The organism is Collimonas sp. OK242, from assembly GCF_900107095.1.
In the GTDB taxonomy this organism is placed as follows: domain Bacteria; phylum Pseudomonadota; class Gammaproteobacteria; order Burkholderiales; family Burkholderiaceae_D; genus Collimonas.
Genome location: NZ_FNOR01000003.1, coordinates 154,696 through 176,404, shown reverse-complemented (window position 1 = coordinate 176,404; position 21,709 = coordinate 154,696). Strand labels below are relative to the sequence as shown.

Below are 21,709 nucleotides of genomic sequence, written 5' to 3'. Positions count from 1 at the left end.
CCATTTTCCCAGCAGCCGTGACCATGTCTGATTCCAATTTTTCTCTTTTCAACTACGACGGCGAAATTATCTGCGGCGTCGATGAAGCCGGCCGCGGTCCATTGGCGGGCCCGGTATTTGCGGCAGCCGTGATACTCGATCCGGAAAAACCGGTCAGCGGCTTGCGCGATTCCAAGAAGCTGACGGCCGAACGGCGCGAAGCGCTGGCCGAGCAAATTAAAGCCAATGCGCTGGCATGGGCCATCGCCGAATGTTCCGAAGCAGAAATCGACACACTGAATATTTTGCAGGCAACCATGCTGGCGATGCGGCGCGCGGTGGAAGGCTTGGCCATGTTGCCGACGCTGGCGCTGATTGACGGCAACCGTTGTCCGCAGCTCAGCATCCGTTCCGAAGCCATCATCAAGGGCGACGACAAGGTGCAAGCCATTTCGGCGGCGTCGATTCTCGCCAAGACGGCGCGTGACGCTGCGCTGCAAGTACTGCACGCACAATATCCTCATTACGCATTCGATCAGCACAAAGGCTATCCGACCGCATTGCACATGGAACGGCTGCGCCTGCATGGCGTGTCGCCGGTGCACCGCAAGTCGTATGCGCCGGTGCGGGCTTTGCTGGCGGCGAGCGGCGACGGAGCCGCAACATGAAAAGCATCACCTCGTCAGCCAATCCTTTGTACAAGGAATTGAAGCATCTTGCGACCAGCGCGCATGCGCGGCGCAAGGCCGGCCGCACCTTGCTGGACGGGATTCATCTGACCGAAGCGTATTTGCAGCATGGCGGCAAGCCGGCGTTGTGCGTCGCCAGCGAAACTGCGCTGACGCATGCCGAGGCTGCCATAGTGATCCGTCAATGCCAGGCCGATGCGGTGCAATGCATCGTGCTGCCGGATGGCCAATATCACGCGCTGAGCCAGGTTGAACATGGTGTCGGTCTGATGTTTGTGATTGAAACGCCGAAAACGGCGGCGCCGTCGGCGTTGACGCAGTCCGCCGTGCTGCTCGACAACTTGCAGGATCCTGGAAATCTCGGTTCCATCTTGCGCAGCGCCGCCGCTGCCGGCATCAAGCAGATCTATTGCTCGGAAGGTAGCGCATCGGCGTGGTCGCCTAAAGTACTGCGGGCAGGGATGGGCGCCCATTTCATACTGGATATTTTTGAAGGTGTCGATCTGGCTGCGCTGATGGCGACGACACAGATCCCGGTGCTAGCCACCAGTTCCTATGCAACGCAGAGCATCTATCAGGCCGACTTGAGCGGATCGCTGGCGTGGCTGTTCGGCCATGAGGGGCAAGGCGTGGCGGAAGACTTGCTGCGGCTGGCTAGCCAGCAAGTCGTGATTCCGCATCGCGGACAGATGGAGTCATTGAATGCTGCCGCTGCGGCGGCTGTATGTATTTTTGAGCAGCTGCGCCAGTCGCTGGCTAAATAAGTTCACGCGTGTCTTAGTCAGTTGGGGACAGAGCCGCACGGGGAGTGGAATTCGTCGCAAGGTTAGCCTTGGCGACTCTTAAACTCTGTCCCGCAATGCTTCAGAAAGTCCGCATATCCGGCTTGATGTCCTGCAAAATCGTTGCAGCGATTTCTTCAATCGATTTGGTAGTCGACGACATCCAGCGTATCCCTTCGCGCCGCATGATCTTTTCCGCTTCATTCACTTCATAACGGCAATTTGCCAGCGCCGCATATTTACTGCCCGGACGACGTTCATTGCGGATTTCCGACAGGCGGTCGGCAGCGATCGTCAGCCCGAAAATCTTTTGCTTGAACGGCAACAGGCCGCTTGGCAATTTGTCGCGCTCGAAATCCTCCGGAATCAGGGGGTAGTTGGCGGCTTTGACCCCGAACTGCATCGCCAGGTAAAGACTGGTCGGGGTCTTGCCCGAACGCGACACGCCAACCAGGATGACGTCGGCATCGGCCAGGTTCTTGTGCGACTGGCCATCGTCATGCGCCAGTGAAAAATTGATGGCTTCGATCCGGTTCTTGTATTCGTCGGTGTTGGCGGTGTTATGGCTGCGGCCGATGGTGTGGGTGGATTTCACCCCCAGTTCATTTTCCAGCGGTTCGACAAACGTCTGGATCAGATCCATGTGCATCGCCTTGGCGTGCTGGATGACTTTTGACAAGTCGGCTTTAACCAGCGTCGAAAAAACGATGGGCAATTTGCCGTCCGCCGCAAAAGCTTCGTTGATCTTGCGGGTTGCGTCGTACGCCTTGTCCAGGGTATCGACAAAGGGCAGGCGCACCTGCTTGAAGCGCAACTCGAACTGGGTCAGCACCGAGTGGCCGAAAGTCTCGGCGGTAATGCCGGTGCCGTCGGAAACAAAGAATACCGTGCGATTGGCAGGGACCAGCGGGGTAGGAGCAGCATCTAGCATAGTGTTGTTAAAAAATAAAATAATAGAAGCAAAAAATAGGAGCAAAAATGCGTACAGGCCTCGTGGCACTCCACAAGAAGCACGCAGGCGCCGATAGCAGGGCAGAAACTTTTAACAGTGTGCCGACTCTAGCAAAGAATATCGCTTGCTGCCCGCTTGTTGCCTTATACGCCTTTTGACGCCAAATTGGCATAAAATGGCAGCCAACTGAATATTTAAAGCTACCTGACGAAGAATAACAAAAAGCCAAGGGCGGCGAAGGCAATTGTGAAGATTTCTTATCATCAAACTAGAGGTTGTTATGTCCAATGCAATACAGATGGGTGCTACCCAGGGGGCGGCTTACGTCATCTCCTTTGAAAATCTGCGGATGACGGATGTCGAGTCCGTCGGCGGCAAAAATGCATCACTGGGTGAAATGATCAGCCAGCTGGCCGGCGCCGGAGTACGGGTGCCGGGTGGCTTTGCTACCACTGCGCAGGCGTTTCGCGATTTCCTGTCGCACAGCACCGATGGCGGCCCGGCCCTGGCCGACCGGATTGCCGAACGTCTGGCAACCCTGAACGTTGAAGATGTACGGGCATTGGCGCAAGCCGGCGCCGAGATCCGTCAATGGATAGTGGAAACGCCGTTCCAGCCGCGTCTGGAGCAGGAAATCCACGCCTTCTACAAACGCCTGGTGGAAGATTCTTCCAGCGAGATGTCGTTCGCCGTGCGTTCCTCGGCGACGGCTGAAGATTTGCCGGATGCGTCATTCGCCGGCCAGCAGGAAACCTTCCTCAACGTGGTCGGCATCGACAACGTGCTGGAAGCCATGAAGCACGTGTTCGCGTCGCTGTATAACGATCGCGCCATCTCTTATCGCGTGCACAAGGGCTTTACGCACGCCGAAGTGGCATTGTCGGCCGGCGTCCAGCGCATGGTCCGTTCCGATGTCGGCGCCGCCGGCGTCATGTTCACCCTGGATACCGAATCCGGCTTCAAGGATGTGGTCTTCATCACGTCCAGCTACGGCCTGGGCGAAACGGTGGTGCAGGGCGCGGTCAATCCTGACGAATTCTATGTCCACAAGCCGATGCTGGAACAAGGCAAGCTGCCTATCATCCGCCGCAATATCGGCTCCAAGCTGATCAAGATGGAATTCACCGGCGAAGCCAAGGCTGGCCGTTCGGTCAGGACTGTCGACGTCCCTATCGAGCTGCGCAATCGCTATTCGCTCAACGATGCCGAAATCGTCGAACTGGCCAAATACGCCACCATCATCGAGAAGCACTACGAGCGCCCGATGGATATCGAGTGGGGTAAAGACGGCCGCGACGGTAAGTTATATATTTTGCAAGCGCGTCCGGAAACGGTTAAGTCGCAGGAAAAATTGACTGACGCTCAGCAGCGTTTCAAACTCAAGGGCATCGGCAATGTGTTGACCCAGGGCCGCGCCATCGGCCAGAAAATCGGCGCCGGCCGGGTACGCGTGATTCATGACGCGTCCGAAATGGAAAGAGTGCAGCCGGGCGACGTGCTGGTAGCCGACATGACCGATCCTAACTGGGAGCCGGTGATGAAGCGTGCTTCGGCGATCGTTACCAACCGTGGCGGCCGTACCTGCCACGCCGCGATCATTGCGCGTGAACTTGGGGTGCCGGCGGTGGTCGGTTGCGGCGATGCTACCGATGTGCTGAAAGACGGCACGCTGGTGACTGTATCCTGCGCCGAAGGCGACGAAGGCAAGATTTACGACGGACTGCTGGAAACCGAAGTCACCGAAGTGGCGCGCGGCGAACTGCCTAAGCTGCCGTTGAAGATCATGATGAACGTCGGCAATCCGCAACTGGCATTCGATTTCCAGTCGATTCCAAATAGCGGCGTCGGTCTGGCGCGCCTGGAATTCATCATCAACAACAACATCGGCGTGCACCCGCGCGCGATTCTGGAATACCCGAACATCGATGCCGACCTGAAGAAGGCGGTGGAGTCGGTGGCCCGTGGCCATGCGTCGCCAAAGGCTTTCTATGTCGACAAGCTGGCCGAAGGGATCGCCACCATCGCCGCCGCATTCTGGCCGAAAAAGGTGATCGTGCGCTTGTCCGACTTCAAGTCGAACGAGTACAAGAAGCTGATCGGCGGTTCGCGCTACGAGCCGGATGAAGAAAATCCGATGCTGGGCTTCCGTGGCGCTGCCCGTTATCTGGCGAGCGACTTTGCCGAAGCATTCGAAATGGAATGCCAGGCGATGAAGCGCGTGCGTAACGACATGGGCTTGACCAACGTCGAGATCATGGTGCCTTTCGTGCGGACCCTGGGCCAGGCAGAGAAGGTCATCGGCCTGCTCGGCAAGAACGGCCTGGTACGCGGCGAGAACGATTTGCGCGTCATCATGATGTGCGAAGTGCCATCGAACGCCATCCTGGCCGAGCAGTTCCTGGAACACTTCGACGGCTTCTCGATCGGCTCCAACGATCTGACCCAGCTGACCCTGGGCCTGGACCGCGACTCCGGCATGGAGTTGCTGGCCGCCGATTTCGACGAGCGCGATCCGGCGATCCTGGCCCTGCTGGAGAAGGTCATTGCAACTTGTATCGCCAAGGGCAAGTATGTCGGTATTTGCGGCCAGGGGCCATCGGACCATCCTGACTTTGCCGAATGGCTGATGAAGCAAGGCATCGAGTCGATTTCACTGAATCCTGATTCGGTGATCGATACCTGGCAGAAGCTGGCGGCTGCGCAATAATCTGCCGCTTCTACGGTACTCAAAAATCCTCCCCCCGCTTGTCGCCAGGGGGAGGATTTTTTATTTGAGGCGTAGGACCTGCTCGCCGCGAATTTATTATTTTATGTGTGGCAGCTTAAGCTCAAGCTCAAGCTCAAGCTCAAGCTCAAGCGCATGCCCGGCATCACCCAGTACCAGATTGGAATCTGAAATATGCGAAACGTACTCGTTCGCGCGGCGTTCGGACTTGCAATTGCAAGCGTGACCCCGCTTGGCCACACACATGCCATAGCAGGCAATCGTATCTTTCCTGCCACTCTGGCAGTCGACGATCCTGGCGTCGGCGACGAACTGGATGTTCAGTTCGGCCACATCAGGACAGCCAACGACGACGGCAGCATTGCCCATGTGAATACCTGGTCGGCCAACTATTCCAAAACCATCACGCCGAACCTGGCGTTCAGCGTCGGCGACAATTACGCCACCCAGCGCGTCAGCGGTAGTCCCGCTGTCAAGGGCCTCGATAATGTCGGACTCGGCGTCAAGTATCTGGTGTACGTTAATCCCATACACGAATTCATGCTATCGGTCGGCGTCAACGGCGCCATCGGCGGCAGCGGCAGCAAGGCCATCGGCAGCAGCTATTCGACCTATGCACCGACGGTCTACGCAGGCAAAGGCTTTGGCGATCTGCCAGATGCGTTGGGCTGGCTCAAGCCGTTCGCGGTTACCGGCACGGTTGGCCAGCAATACGCGAGCGACAGCAGCGTTTCGAATGCCATGAACTGGGGCATGACGCTGCAATACAGCCTGTCGTACTTGCAATCGTTCGTCAAAAACGTCGGCTTATCGAAGCCTTTCTCAAATCTGATTCCGGTAGTGGAGCTGGCGATGAGCACCTGCACCAGCGGCAGTTGCTCAGGCCGCACCACGGGTACTATCAACCCTGGGATCATTTGGGAGTCGCGTACCGCTCAGATTGGACTGGAAATGCAAATCCCTGCCAATCGCGCCAGCGGCCATGGCGTCGGCGTGTTGCTGCAAACGCATTTCTTCTTCGACGACATTTTCCCAAAATCCATCGGAAAACCTATTTTTTAAAAAGTCTTCCCTCATATTATGCACAAATCATATTTTCACGGCTCTGCCACCAATGCTTTTTTACGCTTGTCTACCATCGCCGGCGTGCTCGGCTTAAGCAGCATCGGCCAGGCGTGGGCGCACGCCCGGCCTGAAACCCAGAGCCCCGTCGCCGGTGCCGTCGTGAGTGCGCCGCACGAAGTCCGCATCACTTACAACGAAGCACTCGAACCGGCATTCAGCAGCCTGGTCGTCAGCAATGCGCAGGGCAAGCAGGTCAACGGCGCCAAAGCCGAGGTCGACGCCACCACCCACAAGACCATGCGCGTGGCGCTACCAATCCTGCCAAGCGGTGAATATCAAGTGAAATGGGTCGCGGTCGCAGACGATGGCCACCGTACCCAGGGGAGCTATAAATTCACGGTGAAGTGATGAATCTGGCCACCGGCTGGATGCAACCGCTATTTGCGGGATGGCTGGATATGGCGCTGGCGGCGGCCGTCGGCGTCGCCGTGCTGCAAGCGGGAGTGTCGTCGACCACTGCCGCAGTACGCCTCGCCGGCATTGCTCGCCTGGCTTGCGTACTTCTCGGCATCGGACTCGCGGCCTACTTGTGCGCCGGCACCGTTGCCATGACCGAAACCGGCATCGCCGACCTGCCTGCGGCACTCTGGCTGGTGCTCACGCAGTCGCATTTTGGCGCCATGATCTGGCTCGCGCTGACTGCCTGGATCATGTTGATGATGTCGACTTTCAGCTCTGCCTGGCAAATACGCAATAGCTGGTTCGTAACCGGCCTGCTTGGATTCGCGCTGGCGCGGGCGGCGACCGGGCACGCGGCGGATCAGGGTTTCGCCAGCTTGTCCGTATTGATCCACACTGCACATGTGCTGGCAGCGGCAGCCTGGGCCGGATCAGTCGGGATCTGCGTGCTGCTGACATCAGACTGGTCCGCCTGGCCGCCGCCGCAACGCAGCGCATTGGCGCATCGCGTATCGAAAATCGCTACGCTGGCGCTACTGCTGGTGTTCGGTAGCGGTCTGTTGAATGTGGCGCGGACGCTTGGGCATGCAAGCAATCCCTGGGCTTCTGCCTATGCCTGGATATTGCTGGCGAAACTTTGTGCGGTTGGCATTGCTGCCGGACTAGGAGCGCGCAATCGCTGGTATTGGTTAGCGCGGCTGGATCGCGATCAGGTGGCCGGCGCCAACGGGTTTCGGCTGGTGTTACTGGTTGAAGCGGTGGTGCTGTTGCTGGTGCTGGCATTAGCCGCCAAGTTGGGAACTACCATGCCGGTGTAGGATGGAATATTCTTCAATTCGACAAAGCGAGACTGGCGATGGCTAAGCGGCTGATGATAGAAGGAATGGTACAGGGCGTCGGTTATCGCGCTTCCTTTGCCGACAAGGCGCTTGCCCTGGGCCTATCGGGCTGGGTGCGCAATCGCCGGGATGGTTCTGTGGAAGCCTGTGTTCATGGCGAAGCGGCGGCGATTGAAGCCATCATCCTGTGGGCAAGGCGGGGCCCACCCGCAGCACAGGTACGTAATGTGAGCATCGAAGATTCTGGGGAGCCGGCGCCTTCGGATGGGACATTCAAGATTTGCTGACGCAGTGAATCATTCAAAATCAGGAGCCGGGCCGTACGATTAGGCAGGCCGGGTCATTAGCCCAAGTCATTCAGTGCATTGGTCACGCGCTCAATCACTCCCTGCCAGTCACCGGCCTGTTCCTGCCTGAATAATCGTGCGCTTGGATACCACGGACTGTCCTCGCGATCGAGCTGCCAGCGCCAGTCAGGCACCCAAGGCAGGAGAAGCCAGACCGGCGTGCCCAGGGCGCCGCTCAGATGAGCGACGGAGGTATCCACGCTGATCACCAGATCGAGATTGGCGACGATGGCTGCGGTGTCGTCGAAATCTGCAATGTCATTTGCCACCTGCCTGAGCTTTGCGGCTTGCAGCAAATATGGCCGATCCGCCTCCCTGATATCCTTTTGCACCAGAAAAAAATCCGCCCCGTCCAGTTGCAGTAACGGGGCAAATTCCTGCAGCGGCATGGAACGCCGGTGATCGTTGGTATTGCCCGGATTGCCGGAACACGCAAGGCCGATTTTGAGTTTTCCGTTGGCGAAATTCTGGCGGTTTTTCCAATTTTCCTTTTTCCCGCTATCGGCCTTGAAATAAAAGGGCGGGGCCGGAATGGTTGCCAGATCGGTCTTGAAAGCCAGCGGCAGGCTCATCAACGGCGTTTGATAGTCGACCAGCGGAAACTCTTCACCGATGGCGATAACCTTGAAGGCTCCCATGGTCTGGGCGATTGTTTTCAATGCCGGATCGACTTCCAGCACCACCTCAGCCCCTAACGCCGCGACCAGCGCGGCATAGCGGCAAAACTGGATAGTGTCGCCCAGGCCTTGTTCCGACCAGAGCAAAATCCGCTTGCCGCGGATCACCTGCCGGCCCAGCCACAACGGGATGTCAGTATGACGAGGAAAGTCCGCATTGCCTTTCTTCCACCTGTACTCGTAGCTTTGCCAACCCGCTTCAAATTGCCCCAGCACCAGTTGCGACAGCGATTGATTCGATAGCACATCCGCGTAATCGGCGCGCAGGCCAAGAGCCCGCTGATAGCTGACGAGCGCCTGCTGATGGCGTTTCATGCGGCTCAGGGTCAGGCCGTGATCGCCCCAGGCTTCGGCGTTCTCGGGCGCCAGCGTCAGAGCTGTTTCATTGTCGCTCAGAGATTCGGCATAACGTTCCAGCTTATGCAAGATGACGGCACGGTCCAGCAAGTAGATGGCGGTTTTGGGCGCTATCGCCAAGGCGCGGTCAATATTGCTGAGCGCATCCGCATAGCGTTTCAGCTTATCCAGCGCCAGGCTCTTTTTATACCAGCTGTCGGCCGTTGCCGGCTGCAGCGACAGCGCCTGGTCAAAGCAAGCCAGTGCATCTTCAACATGCCCCAGCTGATACAAAATGCTGCCTTTGTGCGACCAGCCGTCTGCGTATTCGGGCCATTCGGCGAGTGCCTGGTCGATGCAAGCCAGCGCTTCCGGGTGGCGCTGCAGGCTGATCAGGGCGACAGTCCTGGCCAGCAGGATCTCCGGTTTGATATAACCCAAGGCGATAATTTTTTCATAAGCGCGTAGAGCGGCCTCGAACTCGCCCGATTCAAACTGCACTCGCGCCAGTTTGTAATGCAGCGATACGTTCTTGCCATCCAGAGCCAGGGCCTGCCGGAACAACTGCGCCGCTTCGTCTCTTTGCCCGGTGGCGGCGCAGATCACGCCGAGGATATGCAAGGCATCGAAATTGTTTGGCTGGCTCTTTAAAATATCCTTGAGCGACCGTTCGGCGTGGCCGGCATTTCCATTCTGGAAATTCTTGTATGCTTGCTGGATAAGATGGATCGTGTTCATGGTTGTCTGGCTGGGGCGGTTGCAGTAAGCAGCAGTAAGCAGCGCCTATGGATGAGTGGGAGAGCATAGCACTGGATTGAGTCGGCTTCAGCAGTTGGCGCTTTCGGCATAAATCAAATGAGAAGCAAATGAGACGCAAGTTATTGCAACTTCAGTTGTCAAATAGATTACACTAGGTGTTCTACATAACGGAGAGTGGCATATGGCCGGATGGGTGATGTGGATGTTGGCGGCTGGCGTACTGGTGGTGGCAGAACTATTCACTACTACCTTGTATTTATTGATGGTGGCGATTGGCCTGGCCGTCGGCGGTGTCGTCGCGCTGACGGGGCTTGGCGTGGAATGGCAATTACTGGCTGCAGCCGTGGTGGCTTTGGCCGCCACCTATGTTTTGCGACGGAGTAAATTCGGCCGCCGCACGAGAGTCAAGGCTGAGCGCGACCCCAATGTCAATCTGGATATCGGCCAGCCGATCACGGTCGAACACTGGCAGCACGACGCCAGCGCCAATGGCGCTGGGGGATACACGGCGCGCGTCAAGTATCGCGGCGCGATGTGGGATGTCGAGCTGGCGCCGGCGGCGCATGCAAGCGCCGGTCAGTTTTTTATTCATGAAATACGCGGCAGCCGGCTGATTGTAAGCAACAGCCCGGATCATCACTAGAACGTCTTCTATCGTTCGCGGTGGCGTGGCGATCGATCCTGTTCTCAATTCATAAGGAAAAAAAATCATGTTCGGAAGCGTCTCGTTAATCTTGCTGGTGATCGTAGTCATATTTATCGCCAAGACGATCAAAGTGGTGCCGCAGCAGCATGCGTGGGTAGTGGAACGTCTCGGTAAATATCATGCCACGCTGGGGCCGGGGCTGAGCATCGTGGTGCCTTTCATCGATCGCGTCGCCTACAAGCACATCTTGAAAGAAATCCCGCTGGACGTGCCGCCGCAGGTTTGCATCACCCGCGACAACACGCAGTTGCAGGTTGACGGCATCTTGTATTTCCAGATTACCGATCCGATGCGCGCTTCCTACGGCTCCTCCAACTACATCGCCGCAATCACGCAACTGGCGCAAACCACCTTGCGTTCCGTGATCGGCAAAATGGAACTCGACAAGACATTTGAAGAGCGCGATCACATCAACACCACGATCGTCAACGCGATTGATGAATCAGCCGCCAATTGGGGTGTCAAGGTGCTGCGTTATGAAATCAAGGATCTGACGCCGCCTAAGGAAATCTTGCACGCGATGCAGGCGCAGATTACCGCCGAGCGTGAGAAGCGGGCGCTGATTGCTGCATCCGAAGGCCGCAAGCAGGAACAGATCAATATTGCTACCGGTGAGCGCGAAGCTTCGATTGCCAAGTCGGAAGGCGAGAAGCAGGCTTCCATCAACCGCGCCCAAGGCCAGGCTGCAGCGATCCTGTCGATTGCCGAAGCCAGCGCCGAAGCGATCCGCAAGACTGCGGCTGCGATCCAGTCGCCAGGCGGCTCGGACGCTGTCAATCTGAAAGTGGCAGAGCAGTATGTGGCAGCCTTCGGCCAGTTGGCGAAGACGAATAATTCGATTATCGTACCGGCCAATATGGGCGATATGAGCGGCCTGATTGCCACTGCCTTGCAGGTGGTCAAGTCTCAGACCAAATCGTAATCCCGGTATCAACGCGGTATAAGCAGGCGGCCCCGGCGAAATTCAGATTGCGCCGGGGCCGTTTTTTATTGTGTCTGGCTTAGGGCGTGTTGACATATGATTTGGGAGATGCGTTCAAACTAAAACGTGTGCTGGCAAGGCGCGTGGCACAGCTGGGGCTGGTGCCCCAGCAAGCCATGCAACGCGGCCAGCGCACGTTTTAGTTTGAACCCTCCGGGAACGGCTGCAGGCGTCACATGCCGTTGTTGCTGGGGGCGGCCATCCGCATCCTTGCCGTAGCACCGCTACGTCGCGTCGCCGCGCCTAGGCCTGTAACGCCTGCCGCGCGTTCGCACTCCCAAATCATATGTCAACACGCCCTAATGGTTGAATGTCTTAACGCCGGTGCTGCTTCATCGCAGCCTGCACTTCACGTTCGCCGTCGCGCTGACGCTCGGTATCGCGCTTGTCGTGCTGCTTTTTACCCTTGGCCAGGCCGATTTCGCATTTGATGCGGCCGCGCAGATAGTGCAGGTTGATCGGCACCAGCGTGTAGCCGGAGCGCTCGACCTTGATGATCAGCTTCTTGATTTCCTCTGCGTGCAGCAGCAGCTTGCGGGTACGCACCGCTTCCGGATGGACATGGCTGGACGCGCTGAGGAGGGCGCTGATGTGGGCGCCAAACAGGTAGATTTCGCCATTGCGGACAATGACATAGGATTCTTTCAGATTGGCGCGGCCGGCGCGGATGGACTTCACTTCCCAGCCGTGCAACTCCATGCCTGCCTCGAAGCGCTCTTCGATGAAGTAGTCGTGGAAGACTTTTTTGTTGTCAATAATGCTCATGTATAAGGAAAATCGCGCAGGTCGGTTAAAATTTCAAGTTGTGATTCTATCAAACGGTTGATATTCAATGGCAGTAGTGCATAAAACGGTTCTTTTGGGGTATAGCGCTGAACAGATGTTTGCGCTGGTCGATCGGGTCGAAGACTACCCGCAATTCCTGCCGTGGTGCGGCGGGGTGGACATACGTGAACGGGCTGCCGGCAAATTGGTAGCGACGCTGAACATACATTACCACGGTATCAAGCAATCGTTTACTACTGAAAACAGCAACACGCCGCCGACCGCCATACAGATGCGCCTGGTCGAAGGGCCGTTCAAGCATCTCGACGGCAACTGGAGTTTCAAGGCGTTGCGGGCCGATGCCTGCAAGATCGAATTCGATTTGCATTACGAATTCTCCAGCCGGATCCTGGAAAAACTGATCGGACCGGTATTCAGCATGGTTACCAACAGTTTCGTCGATTCCTTCTGCAGGCGCGCCGACGCCGTCTATGGTCATCATGAGGGTCGCCATGATTGACAAGGCCGCCACCGAGCCGTTGATACGGATCCAGGTCTGTTACGCCAGCCCCGGCGTGCAGGCCCTGAAGCAGTTGTCGGTGCCGGCCGGGACGCTGCTGCACGACGGCATCAAACGCAGCGGCTTGCTGGAGGAGATACGCGAGATCGACCTCAGCTGCTGGCGGGTCGGCATTTATGGCAAGCTGAAGACGCTGGATACCGTATTGCGCGATCGGGACCGGATTGAAATCTATCGTCCGCTGATTGCCGATCCGATGGAATCGCGCCGCAAGCGCGCCGATAAAAAAGCCCGCTGAATGGCGGGCTGTTCCGGTTTTCTATTTCACTTCCTATCTTACTGACAGTCGTTCAAAGTTTCCTGGTTCTGTGCGTTTTGCTGCGCTCGCTGCTGATCATTCATGTATGAGCGTTCGCCGTTGCCGTCGGTCTGGGCAATCCTTGCACCGGAATCCAGGGTGCGCTGGTTGGCGTGGGCGCGGGCGCAATTTTCTGCCTTGTTGGAAGCCAGTTTGGCGTCCTGCTCGGCTTTCTTGCTCTTTTCTGCCTGCTCAGCCTTGCGTTTTTGAAATGCGGCATTCTGCTCGGCGATAGTCGGCGCTGCTTTGGCATCCGGTTTGCCGTCGGCGGCAGCGTCCGCAGTGGTTGCGTTAGCTGCGCCATCTTCCGAGCCGGTAGAGCCGGCATTGCGCGGCAGGCTCTGGCCCGGTGCTTTCAGGATGCGCTTGTTCGGGACCGAGGGCGGCGGCGGCTGGTCAGAATATTGTTTGACGCCTTTTTCATCCAGCCACACGAATTGCGCCAGGGCGGAAGTCGCCAGGCTGAGCAAGACCAGTGTCGCAGTGGCGGAGAAAACCTGTTTCAGGCGGGGTGCATTCATTGCTTGTCCTTGGGGCGCATTAAAAGTGAAAAAGAGGGTGAAAAAAGTGGAGCGGTGGAACTAAAAACGGTGCGCAGTGCAGTGCGCAGATTTCGCCACGTTTTACCCGCCATGTCAATTGATGGATAGTGCTTTGTGGAAATATTTTACTCGTTGCGGCGAAAATCGCGCAGCGTTAGGCGACTTGCCTGGATTTCTGTATAATTCGCTTTTGCGCCTATAGGAAAAACTATGCGTCTACTTCAAAAAGCACTCACGTTCGATGACGTGCTGTTAGTCCCCGCTTATTCGGACGTCCTCCCCAAAGACACCACCCTCAAGACACGCCTGAGCCGTAATATCGATCTCAACATCCCGTTGTTGTCGGCGGCAATGGATACCGTGACTGAAGCCCGGCTGGCGATCGCCATGGCGCAAGAGGGCGGCATCGGCATTGTTCATAAGAACCTGACCGCGCAGGAGCAGGCGCGCGAAGTATCCAAGGTCAAGCGTTTTGAATCCGGCGTGGTGCGTGATCCGATCACGATTCCGCCGAACATGCGCATCCGCGAAGTGATGGCATTGTCAGAACTGCACGGCATCAGCGGTTTCCCGGTGGTCGACGGCAATCGCCTGGTCGGCATCATCACCAACCGCGATCTGCGTTTTGAAGAAGAGCTGGATGCGGAAGTCAGCGCCAAGATGACCCCGCGCGAGAAGCTGGTGTACGTCAAGGACGGCGCCGACCTGTCGGAAGCCAAGCGCCTGATGAACAAGCACCGCCTGGAACGCGTGATGGTGGTCAACGACGCATTCGAGCTGCGCGGCCTGATCACGGTCAAGGATATCCAGAAATCCACCTCGCATCCGCTGGCATCCAAGGATGGCCAGGGCAAGCTGCGGGTTGGTGCGGCCGTCGGCGTCGGCGCCGATAACGAAGAACGGATCGAGTTGCTGGTGAAAGCCGGCGTCGACGTCATCGTGGTCGATACCGCGCACGGTCACTCCAAAGGCGTGCTGGATCGCGTCAAGTGGGTCAAGCAGAATTTCCCGCAGGTTGAAGTCATCGGCGGCAATATCGCTACTGCCGCCGCGGCCAAGGCGCTGGCAGATCATGGCGCCGACGGCGTCAAGGTCGGCATCGGCCCGGGCTCCATCTGTACTACACGGATCGTGGCTGGCGTCGGCGTCCCGCAGATTTCCGCCATCTCCAACGTGGCGCAAGCGCTCAAGGGCACAGGCATTCCATGCATCGCCGACGGCGGCATTCGTTTTTCGGGCGACATTGCCAAGGCACTGGCAGCCGGCGCCTCCACCGTGATGATGGGCAGCATGTTCGCCGGGACTGAAGAAGCGCCGGGCGAAGTGATCCTGTTCCAGGGGCGCAGCTACAAGTCGTATCGCGGCATGGGCAGCCTGGGAGCGATGTCGGACGGTTCTGCCGATCGCTACTTCCAGGATTCCGCCAACAAGGCTGACAAGTTCGTGCCGGAAGGCATTGAAGGCCGGGTTCCTTACAAGGGCAGCGTGTTGACCATCTTGTATCAACTGGTCGGCGGCGTACGTTCCTCCATGGGCTATTGCGGTTGTGCGACGATCGATGAGCTGCGCGAAAAAGCCGAGTTTGTCGAAATCACTTCAGCCGGCATGCGCGAGTCGCATGTCCATGATGTGCAGATTACCAAAGAAGCGCCAAACTATCGTACCGATTGATAGCGGCGGTCTTGACTCTGTCACATGAACGCGCCACCTGCGGCATAGTCGCAGGTGGCGCGTGCAGTTTAAAGATTCTCATTTTTTGCTAAATCAGCTACCAGGCCTCCACCATGCACTCAAAAATCCTCATCCTCGATTTCGGCTCCCAGGTAACCCAACTGATCGCGCGGCGCGTGCGCGAAGCTGGTGTGTTTTCTGAGGTTTATCCCTACGATGTGTCCGACGAATTCATCCGTAACTACGGTGCTGCCGGCGTGATCCTGTCAGGCGGCCCGAATAGCGTCACCGACGGCGATACCCCGCGTGCACCGCAAGCGGTATTCGAACTTGGCGTGCCGGTGTTCGGCATCTGCTACGGCATGCAAACCATGGCCGAGCAATTGGGCGGCAAGGTTGAGATGGGCAAGGTGCGTGAATTCGGTTACGCCGAAGTGCGCGCGCGCGGTCATACGGCGCTGCTGAAGGATATCAGCGATTTCGTCACGCCCGATTCGCACGCCATGCTGAAGGTCTGGATGAGCCACGGCGACAAGGTCAATGAAATGCCGCCCGGCTTCAAGCTGATGGCATCGACTCCGAACTGCCCGGTCGCCGGCATGGCCGACGAAGAGCGTAAATTCTATGCGGTGCAATTCCATCCGGAAGTCACCCATACCGTGCAAGGCGAAGCGATACTGACGCGTTTTGTCATCGATATCTGCGGCTGCAAGCCAGACTGGAACATGCCGGACTACATCGCCGAGGCGGTTGAATCGATCCGCAAGCAAGTCGGCAGCGACGAGGTAATCCTGGGCTTGTCCGGCGGCGTTGACAGCAGTGTCGCCGCAGCCCTGATCCATCGCGCCATCGGCGATCAGCTGACTTGCGTATTCGTCGACCACGGCCTGTTGCGCCTCGACGAAGGCAAGATGGTGATGGAGATGTTTGCCAAGAATCTCGGCGTCAAGGTGATCCATGTCGACGCCACGGCACAGTTCATGGGCCATCTGACCGGCGTCACCGATCCGGAAGCCAAGCGCAAGATCATCGGCCGTGAATTCGTCGAAGTGTTCCAGGTCGAATCGGCCAAGCTGAAGAATGCAAAATGGCTGGCGCAAGGGACGATTTACCCGGACGTGATCGAAAGCGCAGGCAAGGGCAAGAACGCCGCGCATACCATCAAGAGCCACCACAATGTCGGCGGCCTGCCGGAAACCCTGAACCTGCAATTGCTGGAACCGCTGCGCGAACTGTTCAAGGACGAAGTGCGCAAGCTGGGCGTCGCGCTCGGTTTGCCGCATGCGATGGTGTATCGCCATCCGTTCCCCGGCCCGGGTTTGGGTGTGCGCATCCTGGGCGAAGTCAAAAAGGAATTCGCCGACCTGCTGCGCCGCGCCGACGCCATCTTCATCGAAGAGCTGCGCAATACCAAGGACGACCAGGACGAATCCTGGTACGACAAGACCAGCCAGGCGTTTGCCGTGTTCTTGCCGGTCAAGTCGGTTGGCGTGATGGGCGATGGCCGCACTTACGAATACGTGGTTGCCTTGCGCGCTGTTCAGACGCAGGATTTCATGACCGCCCATTGGGCGCATCTGCCGCATGAGCTGCTGGGGCGGGTGTCTAACCGCATCATCAATGAAGTACGCGGCATCAATCGTGTGGTGTACGATATTTCAGGCAAGCCGCCGGCGACGATTGAGTGGGAGTGACCCGAGGTCCGGCACTCGCTAGCACTCAAAAGTAAAAAATGCCTGAAAGCCCGCGTAAATGCGGGCTTTTTTGCTTTTCGGTTCGGCATTGGCTGGCATGCTAACGCATACCCAAGTACCTATTTTAGATGGTATATCTGGTGGTATTATCCAAGCCGATGCTATGAGCCACCCCTGATACCATGCCACGTGATCTTCTGTGTTCATGGTACTGATTGTAATTACCCGTTTGATTTATAAGGGATTATCCAAGTCGGAATTGGCTGAGATGGAAGGGGCGGCGCGACAACTTATGGCAAAAAAAAATGAAAGAGATCAGGGGTGAATAATGAAGTGGCGACGGTTTTTCTTTTCCTCTGAGGCGCTCAATAATATTGGCGATGATGAACGTATGCGTATTTGGTATTTTTGGGTCATTGGTATTTTCGCTGCCTGGGGTTTGTTTTTGTTGTTTGGACCGAAGTTAGGTGCGGATAAAGCAGTTCGGGAAGCAGTTCTGTCCGAATTCCAAAGGATTCAACCTTTTCCGGAAGGCTATTCCTATGGCCTAAAGATAACTGACAAAATCGGTGTACTGTCAATGGCTACGGAATATCTTGCGCGCGTGCCGCAAGAAAAGGTTTTATATCATTACAGAGAACAGCTTTTAAAAAATGGCTGGATTTACCACAGTGATATTAGATCTATCTACGATAACGACTTTCATGGCGAAGATTATTGCAAAAGAGGAGTCCTCGGGAGTCTCGCATTCATGTCCGATGAAAATCGGAACGAAAGTTACTATGTGTTTTCTTTAGCGCTAAGAGATGGAATGTCTGGATGTAAGTGACATATTTGTGCATGGCCGTTTTTGGCATCAACATTCAGCATGTAGATACGCGATTATGCCTGGAACAAATCGGGAGAAATGGTTGAGGAAATTTGAGGGGAGCGCCATTCGAGGCGAACAACACATGCAAGTTCTTACCAGAGTGGATGGAACATCATCGTGATCTGGGAGTGTGGAGTTTGAAAAAAAATACGAATCAAATTTGGAATGGCTGGCCAACGCCACATACCTGCCCTTGGAATCCCCGTTCTATTGGCCACTTAATTGATCGTGCTCATCGAAGATTTGAGGTTTTCCGAACTAGCAGGATAATACCTGCTGCACGGAGGTAGCTGCTTTTTGGGGAATGGTATTTTTCATGGTATTCACCAAAATTCTCCCCTGAAATGCAGCGGAAATACTGGCTGTTAGAACCTAATTGATAATTGAGTGGGAATGATCTGATGTCTGGCACTCACTAGTACTCAGAAGTAAAAAATGCCTGAAAGCCCGCATAAATGCGGGCTTTTTTTTGTTTCTTGATTCCGCTTTCGCCAACAGCGCACACTTTTCAAGAGTGTGCGCTGGGTTCCTGCAGGAGCGGTTAAGGCGTCAGCGTGAAGTTGATAGCGGACTGGCTAGTCGTCGTGACGTTTACCGATAGATTCGATTGAGTTACATAACCAACCGCCGAGGCTTCAACTACATACTTGCCAGTGCCGGGAGTGGTGTTTGACTGCGTTGCAAACATGATCGGCAACGCCGCGGTATATTGACCAAGCTGCGGCGCCACTGAGGGCAGGTTTGATAAGGTATATGCGCCACTTGCCACGTCAGCACCCTGATATTTAACCGTCACCGTAGGGCCGGCCGCGAAGCTTTGCTTGGCCGCGGCAAAGGCCACTGCCGTTGTGCTGACCGGATTTAATGTGATGGTGCCGCTGATGGCGTTTGGAGGCGTGGCCGCCAATTGCAAATCGATAGGCGTGCTATTGCTGCTGACCACGACCGTGCTGGTGGTGCTGGCAACCGGCACGGTAGCAATGACTGCTGTTGCACGGTTGTCCGCGGTGATCACGACGTCATAGTTGCCCGGCACAAGACGTGCCAGGAAAAACTCTCCGGTCGTGGCATTCGGTGTCGTAGAACGCACCACTGTACCATTCTGCTGCGCCGATACCATGACGTGGTTATTCAGCAAGGCAGGGTTGACGAAACCGTCGATGCCGTTCACAACCGTGGGAATCACGCTGATCACGGGCTTCAATGCATATTGTCCGTTTCCCTTGGTCACAACGGATTTGCAGGCATCGAAATCGAGTACCAGATCCGTGCGTTGTCCAGACGCGACGTCGAATTCGTTGATCAGCTTGATGCCGCTTTGTACCGCACTTGGCGTATCGAGCGAAATTTCCGTGTTTGTGCCGGATGGAATCACCGAGTTGGCGAGGCCGGCTCCGGTATTCGGATCAAGCACCAAGCGCAACTGCGTATAGTGACCTGCCGCCAAAGGTGTCTGACCCAAGTCTTCCAGAGCGCCGTTGGTCAGATTAAGAAGATTGATTTTGCGCGCGGGGTTAAGCGTAATATCCGTCCAGCCGGCATCGTTTTCGCTGGCAGTTGCGCTTTGATGCACGCGCACTTTGTCAACGGTGACGTTGACCGCATCAAATCCGCAGGACGGCGCATCGGTCATCGCCACACCCAAGGTTCCGGTCGCCGGGGTACCGCCGCCACCACCGCCACCGCCACAGGCCGCGAGTAATACCACAGTCGACATCGCGCCGAATAAGCATAACGTGCGTAAAGGATTTTTCATGATATCTCCTTGTTATTAATGGATGCTGGGTATGTTGCGCATTAAGTGCAGCCCATAAGGTAGTTAGCGCTCCAAATCTTCCGCGGTCGTCACGACCGTCCTGACCTCCAGCCGAGCGATCGTCCTTATTGAGTGTTTAGCAGTTGCCTTTCTTGGCTTGCCCTGGCGGGCAGAATCCATTACCGGGGCCGCCTTGTCCGCGACTTTCTGGCGCTACGATGACGCCAGGGAAATCCGGCCCGTAGACAGCACAGCCCTGTAACGAAAATGCGACAAAACCGAACAATGCAAAAATTTTTTTCATGGTTTTTTTCCTTTGCTTGAATGATCAATTTTTTATGAGCGCGCTCATCCCGGCATATTGATCAGGTCGGTTGCCGGTATTCGTAATCGGTTTGTAGTAATTTACAATGATTTACAAATACCATGTTTCTGCAATGCCGCTTGCATGATGACTATGACCGGCGGCAAAGGATATCGTTCCATGCGGCAAAGTGCGTAGTGTGGAAACAATTCGATACATCTAATACACTTAATACGTCCACTTCACGTTGAATTTGAGCGCTAATGGAACTGTAGTGCCAGCAAAATAAGTGTGCCTGATGCCAATCTCCCCGCTTATTCGAAGGTGTCTGCAAGACGACTCAACTTCATCAAAGAGGAAAATCATGTTTAAAAACGCATGCATTATCGGTGCCGCCATTCTTTTGACCACTGCCAGCGTTGCCACCTTTGCGCGCAATGGAGGAGGAGGAGTAGGAGGTGGTGGTGCGCATTTCGGCAGCACGTCTTCACAGCACATCAGTAGTGAAGGCCTGAAAAACACAAATGGGATTAATGCGGTTGACCGTGACAAGGGATTGCAGCGTTCAGCGGACCGCGAAAGCCAAAAGGCTTTAGCTCACAAAACAGCGGGTAAGGCAAAAACACATAGGCATGTCAAAGCTCACTAACAAAAAAATGATAATTGAGCGGGAGTGATCTGAGGTTTGGCGCTCGCGACTGTGCATAAGTGGCGAATGCTCCAAAGCCCGCGTAAACGTGGGCTTTTTTGTTTTCTGGTTCGGCGCTGGCTGGCGCGCCAATGACGCCCGGGAATCTATTCCGGATGGTATTGCCAGCCTGAATTGATGGTAGTACAGCCGTTGCATGCGAAGCTTGGCGGTCTCAACTTCCGCTATCTGAATTTGGACTGGTGCACCAATCCGATGGGCAGTCGTCTAATTTGTCTCGTAGCTGGAACCGTATCTATACTGAACTGGGGGCATTACCCTGGCTAGCGCCCGTCTTGCAGGAAAGGCGTAAACTGAAAGCCCTTTTTCATTTGCCGCCGTCCGCCTCCCGGATGCAATCACCCTATGCCTGAACAGTTTTTTCTACCAGGCTTCAACGCGCCGCACCCCACCGACCGCCTGTTCTTTGCGCTCATCCCGACTCCGGATGCGGCGGCAAGCATCGCGCGGCAGCGGGAGCTCCTGCGCGATATGTATGAGTTGAAGGGCCGCTCAATCGGAGTCAGCCGCTTGCATGTCACCTTGAGCTATTTGGGTGATTACATAGGCGTGCCGGAAGACATCGTCGCCGCGGCGATAAAGGCGGCGGCAAGTGTCAGGGCTGCACCGTTCGACGTTACGTTCGACCGCGCGATGAGTTTTCACGGCAGGCCGCGTAACCGTCCTTTGGTCTTGCTGGGCGACGACGGCGTCGCCGCCTTGACTACGTTTCAGCAGACCCTCGACAGGGCGCTGCAAAAAGCCGGACTCGCGGTCGCAAATTCGCACTACACCCCCCACGTTACTTTGTTGTACGACAATCGCTTTGTTCCGCCGGGAACGATTGAACCCATCCGTTGGACAGTGAGCGAGTTTGTCCTGATGCATAGCCTGCTTGGCCGGACACGTCATGTGCCGCTGGCGCGGTGGTCGCTTTTATCCTGATATGCGAGCTGTAAACCACTTTCGATGGCAATTGACCGGCACAACGCATGCGCTGAAGAGTTACTAAGAAATACGGTGTTGCGCCTATCAGATGCAGCCCTCGCATCGCGGAAACGGTCTTTTTGCGTTAAAATACAAGGTTGGGTCGGCATCTGCTCGGCATCTTCTCATTAATAATTGCGGCAGAAATGCGGTTTCCCCGCAAATCGACCTATCTCCCACACCGTAACAGCCTTCATTTTTGATAGTGAAAATGACGGAAAGCTGCGAGTATTGACCGTATTGAGCCTAATTTATG

23 protein-coding genes are annotated in these 21,709 nt (G+C 56.2%); 17 read left to right on the top strand and 6 right to left on the bottom strand.

The genetic code is table 11. The features are described 5' to 3' along the window. Positions 1–23: 23 nt before the first annotated feature. Together rnhB and BLV81_RS03945 are read left to right on the top strand one after the other, a co-directional pair. Entirely contained in the window at positions 24–647 is a 624-nt protein-coding gene (gene rnhB / locus BLV81_RS03950; RefSeq protein WP_092352638.1) for a ribonuclease HII, read from the top strand. After that, the gene (locus tag BLV81_RS03945; RefSeq protein ID WP_092352636.1) at positions 644–1,432 is read left to right on the top strand and encodes a TrmH family RNA methyltransferase; all 789 of its coding nucleotides are present in this window, start codon (positions 644–646) and stop codon (positions 1,430–1,432) included. Before rnhB ends, BLV81_RS03945 begins: the two co-directional genes overlap by 4 nt. Before the next feature lie 100 nt (positions 1,433–1,532). On the opposite strand, the gene BLV81_RS03940 is transcribed toward BLV81_RS03945, so the two are convergent. Continuing rightward, positions 1,533–2,381 (bottom strand): posphoenolpyruvate synthetase regulatory kinase/phosphorylase PpsR, encoded by an 849-nt coding sequence (locus BLV81_RS03940; protein ID WP_092352634.1) that lies wholly within the window; start codon positions 2,379–2,381, stop codon positions 1,533–1,535. Positions 2,382–2,751: 370 nt separating this feature from the next. On the opposite strand from BLV81_RS03940, the gene ppsA reads away from it, so the two are divergent. The 5 genes from ppsA (at position 2,752) to BLV81_RS03915 (ending at position 7,777) form a co-directional block, all read left to right on the top strand. Next, on the top strand, positions 2,752–5,109 hold the full coding sequence (gene ppsA, locus BLV81_RS03935) for a phosphoenolpyruvate synthase (RefSeq protein WP_255364953.1): 2,358 nt from the start codon (positions 2,752–2,754) through the stop codon (positions 5,107–5,109). A 192-nt stretch (positions 5,110–5,301) separates the two neighbouring features. Then, positions 5,302–6,189: a hypothetical protein gene (locus BLV81_RS03930; protein ID WP_092352630.1), complete on the top strand. Its 888-nt coding sequence runs from the start codon at positions 5,302–5,304 to the stop codon at positions 6,187–6,189. Between the two features lie 18 nt (positions 6,190–6,207). After that, positions 6,208–6,600, top strand: coding sequence for a copper resistance CopC family protein (locus tag BLV81_RS03925; protein WP_092352629.1), 393 nt, complete (start codon positions 6,208–6,210; stop codon positions 6,598–6,600). Next, the gene (locus BLV81_RS03920; protein WP_092352627.1) at positions 6,600–7,469 is read left to right on the top strand and encodes a CopD family protein; all 870 of its coding nucleotides are present in this window, start codon (positions 6,600–6,602) and stop codon (positions 7,467–7,469) included. Before BLV81_RS03925 ends, BLV81_RS03920 begins: the two co-directional genes overlap by 1 nt. Positions 7,470–7,522: 53 nt before the next feature. Then, complete coding sequence (locus BLV81_RS03915) at positions 7,523–7,777, top strand: acylphosphatase (RefSeq protein ID WP_255364933.1); 255 nt, start codon at positions 7,523–7,525, stop codon at positions 7,775–7,777. 56 nt (positions 7,778–7,833) lie between these two features. Here BLV81_RS03915 and BLV81_RS03910 read toward each other — a convergent pair whose 3' ends face one another. After that, complete coding sequence (locus tag BLV81_RS03910) at positions 7,834–9,588, bottom strand: tetratricopeptide repeat protein (RefSeq protein WP_092352623.1); 1,755 nt, start codon at positions 9,586–9,588, stop codon at positions 7,834–7,836. Positions 9,589–9,790: 202 nt separating this feature from the next. Between BLV81_RS03910 and BLV81_RS03905 the strand changes: the two genes are divergently transcribed. After that, positions 9,791–10,252: an NfeD family protein gene (locus tag BLV81_RS03905; RefSeq protein WP_092352621.1), complete on the top strand. Its 462-nt coding sequence runs from the start codon at positions 9,791–9,793 to the stop codon at positions 10,250–10,252. Between the two features lie 67 nt (positions 10,253–10,319). Beyond that, positions 10,320–11,237, top strand: a complete 918-nt coding sequence (locus BLV81_RS03900) for an SPFH domain-containing protein (RefSeq protein ID WP_092352619.1) — start codon at positions 10,320–10,322, stop codon at positions 11,235–11,237. A 375-nt stretch (positions 11,238–11,612) separates the two neighbouring features. On the opposite strand, the gene smpB is transcribed toward BLV81_RS03900, so the two are convergent. Further along, positions 11,613–12,062: an SsrA-binding protein SmpB gene (gene smpB, locus BLV81_RS03895; RefSeq protein ID WP_092352617.1), complete on the bottom strand. Its 450-nt coding sequence runs from the start codon at positions 12,060–12,062 to the stop codon at positions 11,613–11,615. A gap of 67 nt (positions 12,063–12,129) precedes the next feature. Here smpB and BLV81_RS03890 point away from each other — a divergent pair, with 67 nt between their 5' ends. Together BLV81_RS03890 and BLV81_RS03885 are read left to right on the top strand one after the other, a co-directional pair. Then, positions 12,130–12,582 (top strand): type II toxin-antitoxin system RatA family toxin, encoded by a 453-nt coding sequence (locus BLV81_RS03890; RefSeq protein WP_092352616.1) that lies wholly within the window; start codon positions 12,130–12,132, stop codon positions 12,580–12,582. Beyond that, positions 12,575–12,880: an RnfH family protein gene (locus BLV81_RS03885; protein ID WP_176992737.1), complete on the top strand. Its 306-nt coding sequence runs from the start codon at positions 12,575–12,577 to the stop codon at positions 12,878–12,880. The genes BLV81_RS03890 and BLV81_RS03885 overlap by 8 nt, the downstream gene beginning before the upstream one ends. A 38-nt stretch (positions 12,881–12,918) precedes the next feature. On the opposite strand, the gene BLV81_RS03880 is transcribed toward BLV81_RS03885, so the two are convergent. Then, entirely contained in the window at positions 12,919–13,461 is a 543-nt protein-coding gene (locus tag BLV81_RS03880) for a DUF4124 domain-containing protein (RefSeq protein WP_092352612.1), read from the bottom strand. Between the two features lie 231 nt (positions 13,462–13,692). On the opposite strand from BLV81_RS03880, the gene guaB reads away from it, so the two are divergent. The 3 genes from guaB to BLV81_RS03865 all read left to right on the top strand — a co-directional run bounded on the left by guaB (position 13,693) and on the right by BLV81_RS03865 (position 17,676). Then, positions 13,693–15,153, top strand: coding sequence for an IMP dehydrogenase (guaB, locus tag BLV81_RS03875; RefSeq protein ID WP_092352610.1), 1,461 nt, complete (start codon positions 13,693–13,695; stop codon positions 15,151–15,153). A 113-nt stretch (positions 15,154–15,266) separates the two neighbouring features. After that, positions 15,267–16,847 carry a glutamine-hydrolyzing GMP synthase gene (guaA, locus tag BLV81_RS03870; RefSeq protein WP_092352608.1) on the top strand — a complete coding sequence of 527 codons (1,581 nt, stop codon included), beginning with the start codon at positions 15,267–15,269 and terminating at the stop codon, positions 16,845–16,847. A gap of 328 nt (positions 16,848–17,175) precedes the next feature. Continuing rightward, a complete protein-coding gene (locus BLV81_RS03865) occupies positions 17,176–17,676 on the top strand; it encodes a hypothetical protein (protein ID WP_092352606.1) in 501 nt (166 codons plus the stop codon). Positions 17,677–18,259: 583 nt separating this feature from the next. Here BLV81_RS03865 and BLV81_RS03860 read toward each other — a convergent pair. Together BLV81_RS03860 and BLV81_RS23880 are read right to left on the bottom strand one after the other, a co-directional pair. Beyond that, positions 18,260–19,474: a DUF4382 domain-containing protein gene (locus BLV81_RS03860; RefSeq protein ID WP_092352604.1), complete on the bottom strand. Its 1,215-nt coding sequence runs from the start codon at positions 19,472–19,474 to the stop codon at positions 18,260–18,262. Positions 19,475–19,610: 136 nt separating this feature from the next. Continuing rightward, entirely contained in the window at positions 19,611–19,778 is a 168-nt protein-coding gene (locus tag BLV81_RS23880; protein WP_176992736.1) for a hypothetical protein, read from the bottom strand. A 364-nt stretch (positions 19,779–20,142) separates the two neighbouring features. Here BLV81_RS23880 and BLV81_RS03855 point away from each other — a divergent pair, with 364 nt between their 5' ends. From BLV81_RS03855 to thpR, 3 genes are all read left to right on the top strand, one after another. Beyond that, complete coding sequence (locus BLV81_RS03855; RefSeq protein ID WP_092352602.1) at positions 20,143–20,427, top strand: hypothetical protein; 285 nt, start codon at positions 20,143–20,145, stop codon at positions 20,425–20,427. Between the two features lie 242 nt (positions 20,428–20,669). Continuing rightward, on the top strand, positions 20,670–20,840 hold the full coding sequence (locus BLV81_RS24400) for a phospholipase A (protein WP_369823800.1): 171 nt from the start codon (positions 20,670–20,672) through the stop codon (positions 20,838–20,840). Further along, a complete protein-coding gene (gene thpR / locus BLV81_RS03845) occupies positions 20,833–21,411 on the top strand; it encodes an RNA 2',3'-cyclic phosphodiesterase (RefSeq protein WP_092352600.1) in 579 nt (192 codons plus the stop codon). Before BLV81_RS24400 ends, thpR begins: the two co-directional genes overlap by 8 nt. Positions 21,412–21,709 lie beyond the last annotated feature (298 nt).

What these genes read in the sequence shown, in the direction of transcription:
- rnhB (WP_092352638.1), top strand. Translation starts at nt 24, where the DNA reads ATGTCTGATTCCAATTTTTCTCTTTTCAACTACGACGGCGAAATTATC.
- BLV81_RS03945 (WP_092352636.1), top strand. Translation starts at nt 644, where the DNA reads ATGAAAAGCATCACCTCGTCAGCCAATCCTTTGTACAAGGAATTGAAG.
- BLV81_RS03940 (WP_092352634.1), bottom strand. Translation starts at nt 2,381, where the DNA reads ATGCTAGATGCTGCTCCTACCCCGCTGGTCCCTGCCAATCGCACGGTA.
- ppsA (WP_255364953.1), top strand. Translation starts at nt 2,752, where the DNA reads ATGACGGATGTCGAGTCCGTCGGCGGCAAAAATGCATCACTGGGTGAA.
- BLV81_RS03930 (WP_092352630.1), top strand. Translation starts at nt 5,302, where the DNA reads ATGCGAAACGTACTCGTTCGCGCGGCGTTCGGACTTGCAATTGCAAGC.
- BLV81_RS03925 (WP_092352629.1), top strand. Translation starts at nt 6,208, where the DNA reads ATGCACAAATCATATTTTCACGGCTCTGCCACCAATGCTTTTTTACGC.
- BLV81_RS03920 (WP_092352627.1), top strand. Translation starts at nt 6,600, where the DNA reads ATGAATCTGGCCACCGGCTGGATGCAACCGCTATTTGCGGGATGGCTG.
- BLV81_RS03915 (WP_255364933.1), top strand. Translation starts at nt 7,523, where the DNA reads ATGATAGAAGGAATGGTACAGGGCGTCGGTTATCGCGCTTCCTTTGCC.
- BLV81_RS03910 (WP_092352623.1), bottom strand. Translation starts at nt 9,588, where the DNA reads ATGAACACGATCCATCTTATCCAGCAAGCATACAAGAATTTCCAGAAT.
- BLV81_RS03905 (WP_092352621.1), top strand. Translation starts at nt 9,791, where the DNA reads ATGGCCGGATGGGTGATGTGGATGTTGGCGGCTGGCGTACTGGTGGTG.
- BLV81_RS03900 (WP_092352619.1), top strand. Translation starts at nt 10,320, where the DNA reads ATGTTCGGAAGCGTCTCGTTAATCTTGCTGGTGATCGTAGTCATATTT.
- smpB (WP_092352617.1), bottom strand. Translation starts at nt 12,062, where the DNA reads ATGAGCATTATTGACAACAAAAAAGTCTTCCACGACTACTTCATCGAA.
- BLV81_RS03890 (WP_092352616.1), top strand. Translation starts at nt 12,130, where the DNA reads ATGGCAGTAGTGCATAAAACGGTTCTTTTGGGGTATAGCGCTGAACAG.
- BLV81_RS03885 (WP_176992737.1), top strand. Translation starts at nt 12,575, where the DNA reads ATGATTGACAAGGCCGCCACCGAGCCGTTGATACGGATCCAGGTCTGT.
- BLV81_RS03880 (WP_092352612.1), bottom strand. Translation starts at nt 13,461, where the DNA reads ATGAATGCACCCCGCCTGAAACAGGTTTTCTCCGCCACTGCGACACTG.
- guaB (WP_092352610.1), top strand. Translation starts at nt 13,693, where the DNA reads ATGCGTCTACTTCAAAAAGCACTCACGTTCGATGACGTGCTGTTAGTC.
- guaA (WP_092352608.1), top strand. Translation starts at nt 15,267, where the DNA reads ATGCACTCAAAAATCCTCATCCTCGATTTCGGCTCCCAGGTAACCCAA.
- BLV81_RS03865 (WP_092352606.1), top strand. Translation starts at nt 17,176, where the DNA reads ATGAAGTGGCGACGGTTTTTCTTTTCCTCTGAGGCGCTCAATAATATT.
- BLV81_RS03860 (WP_092352604.1), bottom strand. Translation starts at nt 19,474, where the DNA reads ATGAAAAATCCTTTACGCACGTTATGCTTATTCGGCGCGATGTCGACT.
- BLV81_RS23880 (WP_176992736.1), bottom strand. Translation starts at nt 19,778, where the DNA reads ATGAAAAAAATTTTTGCATTGTTCGGTTTTGTCGCATTTTCGTTACAG.
- BLV81_RS03855 (WP_092352602.1), top strand. Translation starts at nt 20,143, where the DNA reads ATGTTTAAAAACGCATGCATTATCGGTGCCGCCATTCTTTTGACCACT.
- thpR (WP_092352600.1), top strand. Translation starts at nt 20,833, where the DNA reads ATGCCTGAACAGTTTTTTCTACCAGGCTTCAACGCGCCGCACCCCACC.